At 76.4% G+C, this 15,430-nt stretch carries 12 protein-coding genes; 7 read left to right on the top strand and 5 right to left on the bottom strand.

Annotation, left to right across the window (positions count from 1 at the left end):
* Positions 1 to 99: 99 nt before the first annotated feature.
* Entirely contained in the window at positions 100 to 540 is a 441-nt protein-coding gene (locus tag ACZ4VL_RS31140; protein WP_468206579.1) for a MarR family winged helix-turn-helix transcriptional regulator, read from the top strand.
* Between the two features lie 65 nt (positions 541 to 605).
* Here the strand turns inward: ACZ4VL_RS31140 and ACZ4VL_RS31135 are convergent, their stop codons facing one another.
* Positions 606 to 1,259, bottom strand: a complete 654-nt coding sequence (locus ACZ4VL_RS31135; RefSeq protein ID WP_468206576.1) for a HutD/Ves family protein — start codon at positions 1,257 to 1,259, stop codon at positions 606 to 608.
* 158 nt (positions 1,260 to 1,417) lie between these two features.
* The gene (locus ACZ4VL_RS31130) at positions 1,418 to 2,779 is read right to left on the bottom strand and encodes an FAD-dependent oxidoreductase (protein WP_468206574.1); all 1,362 of its coding nucleotides are present in this window, start codon (positions 2,777 to 2,779) and stop codon (positions 1,418 to 1,420) included.
* Positions 2,780 to 2,982: 203 nt separating this feature from the next.
* Between ACZ4VL_RS31130 and ACZ4VL_RS31125 the strand changes: the two genes are divergently transcribed.
* The 6 genes from ACZ4VL_RS31125 to ACZ4VL_RS31100 all read left to right on the top strand — a co-directional run bounded on the left by ACZ4VL_RS31125 (position 2,983) and on the right by ACZ4VL_RS31100 (position 8,350).
* Positions 2,983 to 4,059, top strand: coding sequence for a PHP domain-containing protein (locus ACZ4VL_RS31125; RefSeq protein ID WP_468206571.1), 1,077 nt, complete (start codon positions 2,983 to 2,985; stop codon positions 4,057 to 4,059).
* A 571-nt stretch (positions 4,060 to 4,630) separates the two neighbouring features.
* Positions 4,631 to 4,819, top strand: coding sequence for a DUF6381 family protein (locus tag ACZ4VL_RS31120; protein WP_385668816.1), 189 nt, complete (start codon positions 4,631 to 4,633; stop codon positions 4,817 to 4,819).
* 99 nt (positions 4,820 to 4,918) lie between these two features.
* Positions 4,919 to 5,428 (top strand): mycothiol transferase, encoded by a 510-nt coding sequence (locus tag ACZ4VL_RS31115; RefSeq protein WP_468206568.1) that lies wholly within the window; start codon positions 4,919 to 4,921, stop codon positions 5,426 to 5,428.
* A gap of 61 nt (positions 5,429 to 5,489) precedes the next feature.
* Positions 5,490 to 7,151, top strand: coding sequence for a carboxylesterase/lipase family protein (locus ACZ4VL_RS31110; RefSeq protein WP_468206566.1), 1,662 nt, complete (start codon positions 5,490 to 5,492; stop codon positions 7,149 to 7,151).
* Between the two features lie 10 nt (positions 7,152 to 7,161).
* Positions 7,162 to 7,740 (top strand): helix-turn-helix domain-containing protein, encoded by a 579-nt coding sequence (locus tag ACZ4VL_RS31105; RefSeq protein WP_468206563.1) that lies wholly within the window; start codon positions 7,162 to 7,164, stop codon positions 7,738 to 7,740.
* Between the two features lie 61 nt (positions 7,741 to 7,801).
* Entirely contained in the window at positions 7,802 to 8,350 is a 549-nt protein-coding gene (locus ACZ4VL_RS31100; protein WP_468206561.1) for an HAD domain-containing protein, read from the top strand.
* 49 nt (positions 8,351 to 8,399) lie between these two features.
* On the opposite strand, the gene ACZ4VL_RS31095 is transcribed toward ACZ4VL_RS31100, so the two are convergent.
* From ACZ4VL_RS31095 to ACZ4VL_RS31085, 3 genes are all read right to left on the bottom strand, one after another.
* A complete protein-coding gene (locus ACZ4VL_RS31095) occupies positions 8,400 to 10,283 on the bottom strand; it encodes a hypothetical protein (RefSeq protein WP_468206558.1) in 1,884 nt (627 codons plus the stop codon).
* Complete coding sequence (locus ACZ4VL_RS31090; protein ID WP_468206632.1) at positions 10,280 to 13,981, bottom strand: vWA domain-containing protein; 3,702 nt, start codon at positions 13,979 to 13,981, stop codon at positions 10,280 to 10,282. Before ACZ4VL_RS31090 ends, ACZ4VL_RS31095 begins: the two co-directional genes overlap by 4 nt.
* Before the next feature lie 77 nt (positions 13,982 to 14,058).
* Entirely contained in the window at positions 14,059 to 15,219 is a 1,161-nt protein-coding gene (locus tag ACZ4VL_RS31085; RefSeq protein WP_468206555.1) for an ATP-binding protein, read from the bottom strand.
* Between the last annotated feature and the right edge of the window lie 211 nt (positions 15,220 to 15,430).

Raw genomic sequence — 15,430 nt, 5'->3', positions numbered from 1 at the left:
TTTGACGTCATCAAGTAACTCCACAGACGGTAGAGGCCAATGATTAAGGTGGTCAAGTAAATAGTTGATAATGTCAATGATCTTGAGTACGCTCGAAGCATGAGCACCACCGCCCCCGAGACCCCCACCAAGCTCCAGCTGCTGGAGCTGCTCGCCGCCATCGGTACGGCCCAGTGGCGCGACTTCGCCACCGCGGCGGCCCATTACGGGCTCACCTCCACGCAGGCGAAGGTCCTCGCCCAGCTCGACGGCCCGCTGCCGATGCGCGGGCTGGCCACGCTGCTGGTGTGCGACGCGTCGAACGTCACCGGGATCGTGGACCGCCTCGAGGCCCGTGACCTGGTGCGGCGCGAGCCCGACCCGGCCGACCGGCGGGTCAAGAACGTGGTGGCGACGGATGCCGGCCGGGAGATCATCCGGCGGGTCCGGGAGGAGATGCAGGCCACGCACGGGGCGCTCGACACGCTCGGCGAGGACGAGCGTGCGACGCTGTACGCCCTGCTGGGGCGCCTGCGCCCGGGCCTGGAGAAGAACGCGTAGTCCGAAACGCGTAGAACGCGCGGGGAGAACGAACGCGTAGAACGTGCGCCCGTCGGGGCGGCGCCTTACGCGGGCCGGCGGCCCGGAAGGCGGACCACGGCAGTGTGTCCGGGGCTGCGCAGCAGCCCCGCGAACGGCCCGTAGGCCGGGGACCCGCCGATCAGGGCGGCGTCGTGGCGGCCGAGGGCGAGGCTCCCGCCGTCGGCTTCACCGGCGGCACCCGGGACCTCGATGCGGGCGTCGCCCTCCAGGGCGACGACCAGCAGGATCTCGTCCGGCGCGGCCGTGAGCGCGAGCGAGCCGCGGACGACGGCGGTCTCGGCCGGGGCGGCGCCCCGGCGGTACATCACGTTGAAGTTCACGACGGGCCCGGCCAGCAGCCTGCAGTCGGTCGGTGCGTCGCCGGGGAAGTCCTGCGGGGCGAACCGCTCGCCGACCACGCGGCGGGCGCCCGCCACGGTGAGGTCCATGCCCGCCCCCTCGGCGAGGGTGAGCATGCGGTCCACGCCGGGGAAGGCCGAGAACGGCCCGTCCGCGGCCACCTCGGCGAGGCTCACCCGCCACACGAAGTCGTCCATGCCGGCCCCCTCGGGCCAGGCCGCGATCTCCCGGGTCACGCCGCCGCCGTTCTTCCAGGCGACGGCCGGCCGGTCGCCGGCGCGCAGGACCCTGGCCCGACTCCCGCCGGGCACGGCTGCGCCACCCGGTACGACGTGCATGACGGCCTCCCGCGACTGCGCTGTTTCCCGTGCGGGACAGGAACCTAGCAAGGCCGCCCGGCCGGACGCGCACGGGCGGGCCCGGTCGGACAGGAGGTCCCGGGCCCCGGCGGGCGTGCAGCGGGGCCCGCCGCTGCCGGCGGGCCCCTGTCGCGGGATCAGGCCCCGCTGGCCTTCAGCATGTCCTCGCGCTCGACGATCTTCACGCGCTCGCGGCCCTGCGGCTCACCCAGCGCCTTCTCGGCGGCGTCCAGCCGGTACCAGCCCTCCCACGTCGTGTAGCGGACGTTCCGCTCGGCGAGGAAGGCCTCGACGGCGTCCGGGCCGGGCTCGGCGGGGGCGTGCAGGCGGCCGGCCGCGTGGTCCTCCAGGAGGTTCGCGACGGTCTCGTTCGCGTCACCCTTGGTGTGGCCGATGAGGCCGATCGGCCCGCGCCGGATCCAGCCGGTCACGTACGTGGACTGCAGGTGCTGGCCCGCCTCCATCACGCGGCCGCCCTCGTCCGGTACGGTGCCGGTCGCGACGTCCCACGGCAGCTTGGGCAGTTCGTCCGAGAGGTAGCCGACGGCCCGGTAGACGGCCTGCACGTCCCAGTCGGTGAACTGGCCGGTGCCCTTGACGTTGCCGGTGCCGTCGAGCTCGGTGCGCTCGGTGCGCAGGCCCACGACGCTGCCGTCCTCGCCGAGGATCTCCTCGGGCGACTCGAAGAAGTGCAGGAACAGCTTGTGGGGGCGGTCGCCGATGTCGCGGATCGCCCAGTTCTCGAGGGTCTTGGCGACCATGTCCGCCTGCTTGTTGGAGCGGCGGGTGGCGATCGAGCCCTCGTCGTAGTCGATGTCCTCGGGGTTGACGATGACCTCGATGCTGGGCGAGTGGTCGAGCTCGCGCAGCTCCATCGGGCTGAACTTCGCCTGGGCGGGGCCGCGGCGGCCGAAGACGTGGATCTCCAGGGCCTTGTTGGCCTTCAGGCCGTCGTAGACGTTCGCCGGGATCTCGGTCGGGAGCAGCTCGTCGGCGGTCTTGGCGAGGATGCGGGCGACGTCGAGGGCGACGTTGCCGACGCCGAGGACGGCGACCTTCTCGGCCTCCAGCGGCCAGGTGCGCGGGACGTCGGGGTGGCCGTCGTACCAGGAGACGAAGTCGGCGGCGCCGTAGGAGCCGTCGAGCTCGACACCGGGGATCGGGAGCGCGCGGTCCGCCGTGGCACCGGTGGAGAAGACCACGGCGTCGTAGAAGGAACGCAGCTCGTCGAGGGTGATGTCACCCGGGTAGTCGACGTTGCCGAAGAGCCGGACCTGCGGCTTGTCGAGCACCTGGTGCAGGGCGGTGATGATGCCCTTGATCCGCGGGTGGTCGGGGGCGACGCCGTACCGGATCAGACCGAAGGGGGCGGGCATCCGCTCGAAGATGTCGATGGACACCCCCGGGTCGGCGGCGGCCTCGGACTTCAGCAGCGCGTCGGCGGCGTAGATTCCGGCCGGGCCGGCTCCGACGATGGCTACCCGCAGGGGGCGAGGCATGAGTTGTTCCCTTCGACCGAAAAACTGGATCAAAGGGCACCTTAAACTAAGGGCACCCTAACCCGGCACCCGCCCCCCGTTTATAGCCTCATAACCCTAACTTATGACCCTCCAAAGCTTTGCTTTGAGGATTCGGGGTCGACCTGCGGCCGGGGCACCACGGGGGAAACTGGGAGGAAACCGGCCGGATCGGGAGGTGGTCGATGGACCCCGTCGCGGCACTGCAGCGGATCGCCTTCCTCCTGGAGCGCGGCCAGGCGCCGACCTACCGGGTACGGGCCTTCCGCACGGCGGCGGACACCCTGACGCGGATGGGCGAGGACGAGGTCGCGCAGCGGACCGCCGCCGGAACGCTGGAGACGGTCAAGGGCATCGGGCCGAAGACCGCCCAGGTGGTGCGGGAGGCCCTGGGCGGGGCCGTGCCCGACTACCTGCAGAAACTGGAGGACGAGGTCGCGGCGCACCCCGAGGGCCCGCCCGCCACACCCGCCGCCCTAGCGCTGCGCCGGGCCCTGCGCGGCGACTGCCACCTGCACTCCGAGTGGTCCGACGGCGGCAGCACCATCGAGGCGATGGGGCGGACCGCGGCCGACCTGGGCCACGAGTGGGCCGTGCTCACCGACCACTCGCCGAGCCTGACCGTGGCGCGGGGTCTGTCGCCGGACCGGCTGCGCGAGCAGCTGGACGTGGTGGCGGAGCTGAACGAGACCTGGGCGCCCTTCCGGCTCCTGACCGGCATCGAGTGCGACATCCTCCCTGACGGCACCCTCGACCAGGAACCGGAACTACTGGACCGGCTGGACCTCGTCGTCGCCTCCGTCCACTCGAAGCTCCGGATGGAAGCGCCCGCCATGACCCGGCGGCTGCTCACCGCCGTGCGCAACCCCCTGATGGACGTGCTGGGCCACTGCACGGGACGGCTGGTGACCGGCCGGACCCGCCCCGAGTCGCAGTTCGACGCCGAGGCGGTGTTCGCGGCGTGCGCCGAATCCGGAACCGCCGTGGAGATCAACAGCCGCCCCGAGCGGCTGGACCCGCCGCGCCGGCTGCTGCGGCTCGCGGTGGAGGCGGGGACGCTCTTCGCGATCGACACGGACGCGCATGCGCCGGGCCAGCTGGACTGGCAGCCGACCGGCTGCGAGCGGGCCGTGGAATGCGGGGTGACCGCCGAACGGGTCGTGAACACGTGGCGGGAGAAGGACCTGCTGGCCTGGACCCGTACGCGCAGGCCGCCGCGGGGGCGGGGCCGCAGCGGTGCGGGTTCCGCGTCGGCGCGCTGAGCCGCCGGCTCCCGTCGTCGCCGCCGCCCCGAGCCCGGCTGACCGGTAGGCCGGCGGTGCCGCCGGCGTGACGGGCCCGTCGCCGGCCGCCTGCGGGCCGTCCGTGGCTGAGCGCGCAGTTCCCCGCGCCCCTGAGCGGCACCCCCCGACCGCCACCTCACAGCCGAGCCGGACTCCCCCAGGGGTGCGGGGAACTGCGCGAGGAACCGCCGCCGGCCCGCACCCGACAACCGAAACCCAGCCCCCTTAGGGGCGCGGGGAACTGCGCGGGGAACCAGCAACGGCCCGCGCCCGGCAAGCGAACCCCGGCCCACCCAGGGGCGCGGGGAACTGCGCGGGGAGCCACCAACGGCCCGCGCCCGGGAGACGGATCCCGGCCCACCCCGGGGGCGGCCGCCGCCGCGCCGGTGTCGGGATGCCGTCACCCGACCGCGCTGCGCCGTTCGCGCGGGTCGAACGGAGAATACCCGCCCCGCGCGGACCGTGCGCGGCGCCGGTTCGAGATGCGTCCCCGCGGCACTGCTGCTTCGCTGAATCCGCTCTTCCTACCCCCCACCCCCGAGGAGTGATCATGAATGCATCCAGCGGATCCAGCGGCCGTGTCCGGCAGTTGCGCGAGAAGGCGCAGGAGCTGAACCGGGCGGCCGAGCGCTCCACCGACCCGGAGGAGCGGCGTCGCCTCCAGGACAAGGCCCGCCGCCTGCAGGAGCAGAGCGAGCAGGAGAGCAAGATCGACGATCGGGGTATGGATCCGATGTAGGCGTCGATGGTCAGGGGCATCGGCCGGCAGCCGCAGGGCTCCGGCCGATGCCGTGTGCAGACGGCAGCTCAGCGGTACGGACGGATCCGGGGACGGTGGATGAAGGCGACACAGGTACTGGCCGACGGGTACGAGCGGATCCGGGAGGTGGTGCACGAGGCGGTCGAGGGGCTGTCGGCGGACGGCCTGAACGCCCGGATCGACCCGCAGGCGAACTCGATCACCTGGCTCGTGTGGCACCTGACCCGGGTGCAGGACGACCACGTGGCCGACGCGTCGGGCCTCGAACAGGTCTGGACGGCCCAGGACTGGGCGTCCCGGTTCGCACTGCCGCTGCCCGCCGCGGACACCGGCTTCGGGCACAGCGCCAAGCTGGTCGGGATGGTCCGCGTCGACTCCGGCGAGCTGCTGCTGGGCTACTTCGACGCCGTGCACGAACAGAGCCTCGGGTTCATCCGCGGGCTCGCCGCCGCCGACCTCGAACGGATCGTCGACGACCGCTGGGACCCGCCGGTCACCCTGGGCGTGCGGCTGGTCAGCGTCCTCGCCGACGACCTGCAGCACGCCGGCCAAGCAGCCTACGTACGGGGCGTGCTCGGCCGGAAGTGAGCCCGCCGGACGCCACGCCACGCCCCCCACCCCTCTGCCCCAGGACGGAAGGCGGTCGACCGTGACCCGAACGCGCCGCGCCGGACGTGTGACCACCCTGCTCGGCACCCTCCTGCTGGCCGCCGCGACGGGCGCCGCCCCCGCGGCCGGCGCCGGCGGGACGGTGCGGACCGGGACGACACGGGCAGGCGACCCCGTCGTCGACACCGGTCAGGGGCCGGTGCGCGGGCGCGCCCACGGCACGTACGACACCTTCGAGGGCATCCCCTACGCCGCTCCCCCGACGGGCCCGCTGCGCTGGCGGCTCCCCCGGCCCCCGGCCCGCCGGGAGGGCGTCCGCGACGCCGGGGCACCCGCCTCCCGCTGTCTGCAGACGCCCGAACAGGGGCCCGGCGCACCCACCGGTTCGGAGGACTGCCTCTACCTGAACGTGACCGCACCGCCCCGTCCCGCGCCGGCCGGCGGTCGTCCGCGGCCCGTCATGGTGTGGTTCCACGGGGGCGGCTTCGCCTGGGGCGCGGCCGACCCGTACCGGGCGGACCGCCTCGCCGTCCGCGGGGACGCGGTGGTCGTCACCGCCAACTACCGGCTCGGGATCTTCGGCCTGTTCGGGCATCCCGGGCTGGGCGGGGCCCCGGACTTCGCGATCGCCGACCAGCAGGAGGCGCTGCGCTGGGTCCGGGCGAACGTCCGGAGCTTCGGCGGAGACCCGCACGATGTCACGGTGTTCGGGGAGTCCGCGGGAGCGCTCAGCGTGTGCGCCCACCTCACCTCCCCGGGCTCGGCCGGGCTGTTCCACCGGGCGGTCGTCCAGAGCGGGAGCTGCTCGCTCTCCTCTCCGCCCGGTGCGGTCCTGCCCGCCCAGCCCCGGTACGAACCCTTCGTCCCGGAGGCGGCCACCACCGCGGCGGGCGCCGCCACCGCGGCCGCCCTCGGCTGCGGCCGGGCGGACCCGGCCGCCGCACTGGACTGCCTGCGGGCGCTGGACGGGGCGGCGCTGGCCACCGGCGAACTCATGCAGCGCTTCTCGTTCGTCTCGTACGGCAACGGCATGCTGCCCGTGGAGCCCCGGCGGGCCCTGGCGGCGGGGCTCTTCCACCGCGTTCCGGTGGTCCAGGGCGCCAACCTCGACGAGATGCGGCTCTTCCTGCGGACCACCCTGCCCGCGTTCCCGATCGCCGACGCGGCCGCCTACCGGGCACGCCTGGTCCGGTCGTTCGGGGCGCGGACCGCACCGGCCGTGGAGGCCCGCTACCCGGTGGACGGCCACCCGACGCCCGCCCTGGCCTGGGCCGCCGTCGTGACCGACGCCTCGTTCGTCTGCCCCGCCCTGCGGGACGCCCGGGCCCTGGCCCGGTACGTGCCGACGTACGCGTACCGGTTCGGCGACCGGGAGGCGCCGAACTCCACCGGGCTGCCCGCGCTGGAGGGCTTCCCGTACGGCGCGGCGCACGGCTTCGAACTGCCCTACCTGTTCACCGTGCCGGTGGCCCTGACCGGGCCGCAGCGCGCCCTGGCCGACCGGATGGTCGACTACTGGACGGGCTTCGCCCGCACCGGTGTGCCCCGGGCGGCGGGAGCACCCGAGTGGCCCCGCTTCGGAGCGGGCGCGCCCGTGCTGTCCCTCGTGCCCGGCCCGGACGGCACGGCCCCGGTGGACGCGCGGGCGGAGCACCGGTGCGACCTGTGGGACGCCCGGGAGGCCGCGGAGCCGGCCCCGTAGGCTTGCCGTCATGGCGAACGACGATGCCGCTGTCCTGGCCTCCGTGGGTCCGCGGCTGCGGGCCCTGCGCAAGAAGCGCGGCATCACCCTGACCCGGCTGTCGCAGACCACCGGCATCTCGGTCAGCACGCTGTCCCGCCTCGAGTCCGGCGAGCGCAAGCCCAACCTGGAACTCCTGCTGCCGCTGGCGCGCGCGTACGCCGTGCCGCTCGACGAGCTGGTCGGGGCGCCGCCCGTGGGCGATCCGCGGGTGCGGCTGAAGCCGATCAGGCGGGCGGACACGACGATCGTGCCGCTGACCCAGAACCCGGGCGGGCTCCAGGCCTACAAGATGGTCATCCCGGCCGGCCGCAGCACGCCGGACCCGCGGACGCACGAGGGCTACGAGTGGCTGTACGTGCTGAGCGGCAGGCTTCGATTGGTCCTCGCCGAACGCGACCTCGTCCTCAAGGCGGGCGAGGCGGCGGAGTTCGACACCCGGCTGCCGCACTGGTTCGGTTCCACCGGCGAGGCACCGGTGGAGATCCTCAGCCTGTTCGGCCCGCAGAGCGAACGCGTGCACGTACGGGCCAAGCCGCGCCAGGGGTAGCCCGCTCCCTCGGCGGGATCTGGGCTGCGGCGGCCGCTGTGTCTGCGGCATGATCGCGCTGATGGAACCCGTGCAGCCCCTCCAGCCCGTCCTTTTCCTCGATGTGGACGGCCCGCTGATCCCGTTCGGGGCGACGCCCCGGGAACTCCCGCACGGCTACCCGCTGTACGGGCCCGCGGACGACGGGAACCCGCTGCTGGCCCGGCTCGATCCCGCGCTCGGTACGCGGCTGCTGGCCCTGCCCTGCTCCCTGGTGTGGGCCACGACCTGGATGGACGACGCGAACGCGTGGGTCGGGCCGCGGATCGGGCTGCCGCAGCTGCCGGTCGTGGCCCTGCCCGAGCCGGCCGAGGAGGACGGGCCGGGGGCCGGGCCGAGCCGGCCGCACTGGAAGGTGAGCGTCCTCCTCGATCACGCGGCCGGGCGGCCGTTCGCCTGGGTCGACGACGAGATCGCGGCCGCGGACCGGGCCTGGGTGGACGCGCACCACCCGGGCCCGGCCCTGCTGCACCGTGTCGACGCCCGGTTCGGGCTCACGGACGCCGACTTCGCCGTACTCGACGCCTGGCTGCGCGGGCCCGCCCGGCTGGGCCGGGCCCGCACGCGCTGAGCGCCCGTACGGACCGTGCCCGTACGCGCTGTGCCCTCAGGCGGCCGGTTCAGGCCCAGGACGCGGCCACCAGGAACCTCTCGGCGGCGGCCAGGTGGGTGGCCGCGGACAGCCAGGCCCGGGCGTAGCCGTCGGCCGAGGGGTCGGTGAGGCGGCCGAACGCGTCGCGGGGGCGCCGGTCCGCCTCCGCGGCCAGGGCCGTCGCCAGCTCCGCGGCCGTGGTGAACCCGGCCCGGCGCAGCGGCCCGTACGCGGCCTGCGAGCCGCTGCCGCGGGCCGTTTCGGCGACGGCCCGCCGCCCGCCCGCCACCCCGGTCTCCAGCAGGCGTCGCACCCGCCACAGCGGCGCGTCGGCCAGCGGGTCCGGCCCGGGGTCCACGGCGCGGGGCCCCGCTCCGGGGGCGGCGCCGGGCGGGAAGTGGCTGCCCTGGAGGCGCTCGTAGCCGAGGTCGGCGCGGCCGAACCATTCGTCGGGCAGCCGCAGCGTGTGCTCCGCATCCGGCACCGGGCCGACGGCGAGGGGCCGCAGGGTGGCGGCGCGGTCCAGGTCGGGCCGGCCGAGGACGCGCAGCGCGAGGCCAGGGTGGGCGGCGATGCGGCGCAGGTTCTCCCCGTGCGGCAGTTCCGGGTGGGGGTGGGCGGCCCGCAGCCGCAGCAGCGGGGCCGCCGGGGCCTGCCCGGCCCGGATCTCGCGGACCAGCAGGTCCTCGCCGGCCGCGCCGACCACCGTCACGTCGCAGCCCAGCAGTGCGGGACCGGCTGCGTCCGGGTCGGCGTCGGCGAGTTGCGCGGCCACCGCCTCGGCCGCCGGGCGGGCGAAGAGGGCGGCGGCGGGTTCCTCGGTCCAGCGGATGCCCGGCAGCGGGGTCGCCTGCACCCCGCGGCCGGCGCCGAGCCGGCCGTCGGGCGACACCGTGGCCCCGGCGATGCGCAGCCCCCCGCGGGCCAGGCCGGCGTGGTCGAGGACGGCGCCGCCGAGGGCCACGGAGGCGGAGCCGGCGCCCCTGGCGCGGGCGAGACCGCCGGGGCGGACGTCGGAGACCGAGTAGCGCCCCCCGTCGGGGGCCAGCAGGTGGGTGACCACTCCCCCGTAGCCGGTCGCGGACAGCACCGGTTCGCGGCACAGGCCGTGCACCCGCAGGCTGCCGCCCGGCCGGTAGGCGCGCCGGGCGCTGCCGGCCAGGGCGGGGTCGGCGGACCCGGAGGCCAGGACGGCGGCGGTGTGCAGGAGTTCGCGGAAGGCGGCGGTGAGGTCGGCGAGCCGGTGGGTGCCGCTGCGCTCCCGGGCGGCGCGCAGGCCGCGGACGAGCCGCAGGGCGGCGGCCTCGGCGCGGGGCAGCCCGGCGAGGCGGGCGGTGTGGGCGGCGCGCAGCAGCTCGGCCTGGACGACCGCGCCGCCGGCCGTGGCCCCCGCCGCGAGGGCCTCGGCGGCGGCCCGCCACAGCGCGGAGGCGGCGGCGGTCTGGGCGGCGGTCAGGGTGCGGGCGGATACGGGGTCCGCCGGCGCGGAATCCTCCGGCACGGCAGGCTGCGCCGCGGCGAGTGGCATTGCCGGCACCGGCTCGGCCCCAACTTCGGGCTCGGCCGCGGGCTCGGCGTCGGGCTCGGCGTCGGGCGGTGTCGCGTCGGCCAGCGGGGCCGCGCCGAGGACGGCGGCCCGGTGCAGGCAGCGTGGCGCCAGCAGGCAGCTGCAGACGGCCTGTTCGGCGGTGGTGACGGCGCCGCCGAGCCCGGGTCGCAGGGTCACGACGGCGTCCGCGCCGAAGCGGAAGCCGATGCTGCCGTCGGCGGCCGGCTCGGCGGCGGGGGTACCGGCCGCGCAGCCCTCGATGGCGGCGTCGAGCTTCTTGCGCAGCCGGGCGGTGAGGTTCTCGACGGCTTCGGCGAGGACCTCGGGGGCGACGGGCGGCAGCGGCGACGGGGCGGTGCTCAACGGGTTTCTCCACGGAGGCGGTCGCCCACCCAGCGGGCGAGGGCGAGCGGGCTGAGGGCGGCCACCGGCATGCCGGCGGCGACGAGCTGCCGGGCGACGGACACCGAGTAGCGGGGGGTGCCGGTGTCGTCGAGCGCGGCGCAGCCGAGCAGGTGGGCGCCGGACGCGGCCAGCGCGCGCACCTCCGCGAGGAGTCCGCCGATCGGTGCGCCCTCCTCGAAGTCGCTGACCACGACGACGAGGGTGCGGCTCGGCACGGTGACGAGGGAACGGGCGTGGGCCAGCCCCGCCGCGATGTGCGTGCCGCCGCCGACGCGGACCTCCAGCAGCAGCGACAGCGGATCGTCGACCCGGTCGGTGAAGTCCACGACCTGCGTGGAGAACGCCAGGAAGTGCGTGGACAGGGTCGGGACGCCGCCGAGGACGGCGGCGGTCAGCGCCGACCAGATGACCGAGGCCTCCATGGAGCCGGAGACGTCGACGACCAGGATCAGCCGCCAGTCGGCCTCGCGGCGCGCCCGGGTGCTGAAGACGGGCCGCTCCGGGACGACGGCGAGGCTGCCGTCGTCGAGGCGGCGGGTGTGGGCGAGGTTGGCGCGCAGGGTGCGGTCCAGGTCGAGCCGGCCGCCGGGACGGCGGCTGGGCCTCGGGGTGTTGAGGCCGGACAGCGCGGGGCGCAGCCGGGTGGCCAGCTCCTTGGCGAGCTCGTCGACGAGGCGGCGCACCAGCGGGCGCAGCTTGGCGAGCTGGGCCTCCGGCAGGCCGCCGGCGAGGGAGAGCACCGAGCTGAGGAGTTCCACGGAGGGGCGCACGGCGGCCGGGTCGAGCTGGGTCAGCACGTCGGTGCGGCCCGTGTCGGCGGCGGCCGCGAGCACCTCCTCGCGAACGTCCGTGCCGAAGAGCGCCTGCAGTTCGTCGGCCCATTCGCGGGCCGTGGGGAACGAGGCGTCCTGGCCTCCGCCGCCGCCCGCGGCGCCGGCGTCCAGGTCGGCGGAGCCCTCGCCGCGGCCCGTGCCGTACAGCTCGTCCAGGGCGCGGGCGTAGCGGCGGGCACCGTCGGGCAGCCGGTCGCGCTGCCGGCCGAGGAGCAGCCGCCACCGGTCGGCGGGGGTGAGCCGCTGCGGCTCGGCGGCCACCTCGGCTCCGGGTCCGGCTCCTTGCTCGGGACCGGCTCCGGGCTCGGGACCGGCTCCGGGCTCGGGACCGCGTACGGGGCCGGGGGCCTCGGCCGCAGCCGGATCCGCGGCCGGGGCGGGCGTGGCCTGATCCGCAGCAGCGGTCGGGGTCTCGGCGGGGGCCTCGTGCTCCGGGCGGGGCAGGGCCTTCAGCGCGGCGGCCCCGGCGGCGTCGGCGGCGGCCCACAGGGCGAGCAGGGCGGGCGGGGCGTCGAGGGAGAGGTCGATGCGGTCGCCGAGCCGTTCGGTGACGGTGGCCAGCAGCCGGTCGCGGGCGGCGGGGGCGAGCGCGTCGAACCCGCCGCGCAGGGCCGGGAGCCGGTCCAGGAAGTCGTGGTCGGTGAGCGAGTCGACCCGGTCGAGGACCGGGACCAGGGCGGCTGCGGACGACTGCAGCAGCGGTCCGGCCGCGGCCAGCAGGCCGCCGAGCCGGCGGGCCAGGGCGCGCCGACCGTCCGCGGCGGCCGCGCTGTCGATCCAGCCGGCGGCGCGGTCGCCGAGTGCGGCGGCCGCGTCGAGGTCGAGGACGACGCGTACGGCGTGTGCCGCGCCCTGCATGAGCGGGGACCCGCCGGCGGCGAGCCCGGCGAGGGCCTCGTCCATGCGCAGGCCGAGGTGCCGGGCGGCGGCCCGGTCGGCGAGGGCGACGAGGGCGCGCGCATCGGCCGGGTCCTCGCTGCCGGCGAGGCCGGGCAGGGCCCGTACAGCGGCGTCGAGCAGCTCGCCGGCCAGCGCGCCCGCGGTGGCGCGCACGGCGTCGGAGTCGACGGGGAAGTGCCCGCGGGAGAGCCCTTCCAGTAGGTCCAGCGCCTCCAACAGCTCGGGCAGGGCCGCGGTCTGCGGCAGGACGGAGGCCGCCTCCTCCAGGCGTACGGTGACCAGCTCGGGCAGGTCGCAGCGTGCGGCGGCGGTCAGGCCGGCCAGGATCTGCGCGGGGGTCGGGCCGCCGTCGGCGGCGGCCCGGCGGGCGGTGTCGCGCAGGGTGCCGGCGGCCGCCTGGGCGGCGGTGACGCCGCGGACCCCGGCGAGGTCGAGGCGGGCCGGGACGGAAGGGGTCCACTTCAGCCGCCACTTCGTACCGAGCGCGGTGCCGTCGCCGGTGGCGGCCACGTCGAGCGGCTCCCCGTACCCGGCACCCAGGACGGCCAGCCGCTGGAGCAGCACCTCGCGGCGCCGGTCGAGCGGGGAGCGCAGCGGGTCGAGGCGGACCTCGCGGGGGGCGGGGTCCTCGGGGCCGGGCAGCCGCAGCTCGGTGACCTCGGCCTCGACGCCGGGGCCGAGTCCGGAGCGGGGGGCGTGCGGGGTGGTGCGGCCCCGGCCGGCGCCGACGAGGACGGCTTCGAGGGCGCGGGCCAGCGCCCGGCCGCGTCCCAGGGGTTCGCCCTGGCCGAGGACGGTGGTGACGGCCTCGAGGAGTTCGCCGCGGCCGGGGGCGGGCAGGCCGCGCAGAACGGCCAGGTCGCAGGCGAGGCGCAGGGTCTCGGCGGCCTCACCGGTGCCGGCGGTGTGGCCGGCCCGGCGCAGTTCCCGGCACAGGCCGGTGATGGCGGCGGAGGCCGCGGTCCGCAGGCGCTCGGGGTCGCCGCCGGCCTCCAGGACGGCCTGCTGCCACAGCGGGTCGCGGATGCCGGCGGGGTAGCCGGAGCGGGAGTCGAGCAGGTCGAAGGAGTAGGGGACGAACGAGGTGACGGCGGCCCCGGCCCCGCCCGCCCCCGCGACCACCCCGTCGGCGCCGTCGGCGCCGTCCCCGGCGGCCCGGTCACCCGCTCGGGAGCCGGAGTCGAGGAGGGCGGGCGCGTGGAAGGCGCCGATCACGGCGGCGACGCGCCGGCCTCCGGCGGCCGCGGCCGCGATGACCTCGCGCATCCGCCCCTCGCGGGCCAGGTCCACCGCGGGGACGCCGGCGGCCGCGTCCTGGCGCAGCGCCCAGCCGACGCCGAGAGCCGCCCGGCGGACGGCCTCCGGGGTGCAACCGGGGGCCAGGACCTCCACGGCCCGGTCCCACAGGTCGTCGCCGTCCCGGCCGGTGCCGGCCGCGCTGAGGGCACCCGCGTACGAGCGCGCCCGCGCCCCGGAGTCGGAGCCGGCGGAACCGGCGGAACCGGCGGCGGAACCAGCGTCCGGGGCGGCGTCGACGGGCGCGTCCGGAACCGGTTCCGCGGCCGTGTCCGGGGCGGCGGTCGCGCGCAGGGTCCAGCGCGGGTCGGACAGCGGAAGGTCGCAGCACAGCACCTCGGCGCCGTGCGCCCGCGCCCAGCGGATCGCGGCCAGCTCCGGGGAGAAGTCCGCGAACGGGTAGAACGCCAGTCCGCCGTCGGGCCCGGTGCCGGCGAGGGCGACCGGGGCCTTCGTCTCCGGGTCCGCGAGGTGTTCCAGCCACGGCTGGAACTCGGCGGGCAGCTCGACGCAGACGACCTCGGCCCCGGAGGCGTCGAGCAGGGCCGGGACCACGGCGGCCAGGGCGGGGCTGTGGTGGCGCACCCCCAGCAGGTACGGCGTCCGGGAGGCGGCGAGCGCTTCCATCGTGCCCCGGGGATCGGCGTCCGGATCCGGGACGGCGGCCGGCGCCGCAGCGCCCGCCGACAGGGCGGTGGTGGTGGTCATCGCAGGCTCCCGCGCAGGTCCCACAGGCGGCGCCACATGGCCGAGCCGTCCTCGGCGCGGCGGCGGACCGGGCCGTCCCAGTAGCCGAGCAGGCGGCCGTGGTCGGCGGGGTCGTCCTTGCGGACCACGCCCAGGAGGTGGCCGGGCAGCAGGTCCAGGACGTCGCCGCCGGGCAGATAGGCGGCCGCGACGCCCAGCGAGGTCGCCACCTGGACGGCCTCGGCGGTGGACATGACCGTACCGGGGCGTTCCACGTCCCAGCCCTCGGCGGAGCGCCCGGAGCGCAGGTCCCGGAAGACGGTGACCAGCGCGTCGAGCACGGCGTCGTCGACGCCGAACGGGGCGCCCGCGCGCTGGACGGCCGCGACCGCCTGGCGGCGGATCAGCGTGGCCTCGGCGTCGGCGTCGGCGATCGGGTCGACGGTCTCGAAGTTGAAGCGGCGCTTGAGGGCGGCGGACATCTCGGAGACGCCGCGGTCGCGCAGGTTGGCGGTGGCGATGACCGTGAAGCCGGGGGCGGCGCTGACCACCGCGTCCTCGGTGGCGGCGAGTTCGGGCACGCTGACCCGCCGGTCGGACAGGATCGATACGAGGGCGTCCTGGACCTCGGGCAGGCAGCGGGTGATCTCCTCGACGCGGACGACGCGTCCGGTGCGCATGGCGGAGAGGACCGGGGAGTCGACGAGGGCCTGCGGGGTCGGTCCCTGGGCGAGCAGCAGCGCGTAGTTCCAGCCGTAGCGGAAGGCGTCCTCGGTGGTGCCGGCGGTGCCCTGCACGGTGAGGGCGCTGGTGCCGCAGACGGCGGCGGCGAGCAGTTCGGACAGCATCGACTTGGCGGTGCCGGGTTCGCCCGTCAGCAGGAGGCCGCGCTCGCCGGCGAGGGTGACGACGCAGCGTTCGACGAGGGCGCGTGCGCCGACGAACTTGGGGGCGATGACCAGCTTGGTGGGCAGGCCCGCCCGGCGCTTGGGCAGGGTCAGCTCGGTGCCGTCGCTGCCGCAGACGAAGGTGACGACGGCGCGCGGGGTCAGCGCCCAGCCCGGCGGGCGGGGGCCGGTGTCCTGGGCGGCGAGGAAGGCGAGTTCGGTGGCGTGACGCTCCTCGGCGGGCAGGTTCTGGCGGGCCGGGGCGGCGGCGTCTTCGGTGACGGTCGTCATGGGAGTCCTCGGAAACTCGTACAAGGGCAAGGAAGGGGAACGGAAAGGGGAGAGGAGGGGGAGGGACGGACAGGTCGGGGGGTGGGAGGCGGGAGCCTGCCTGGCGGGGGGGGGGGGGGGGGGGGGGGGGGGGGGGGGGGGGGGGGGGGGGGGGGGGGGGGGGGGTGGGGGTTCGGTTCCCCAAGAGCGGGGGGTCGCCGGCGGGGGAACC

Source organism: Streptomyces sp. NPDC029014 (assembly GCF_055564695.1).
The sequence above is the reverse complement of the archived record's forward strand: the minus strand, read 5'-3'. Positions and strand labels throughout refer to the sequence as shown.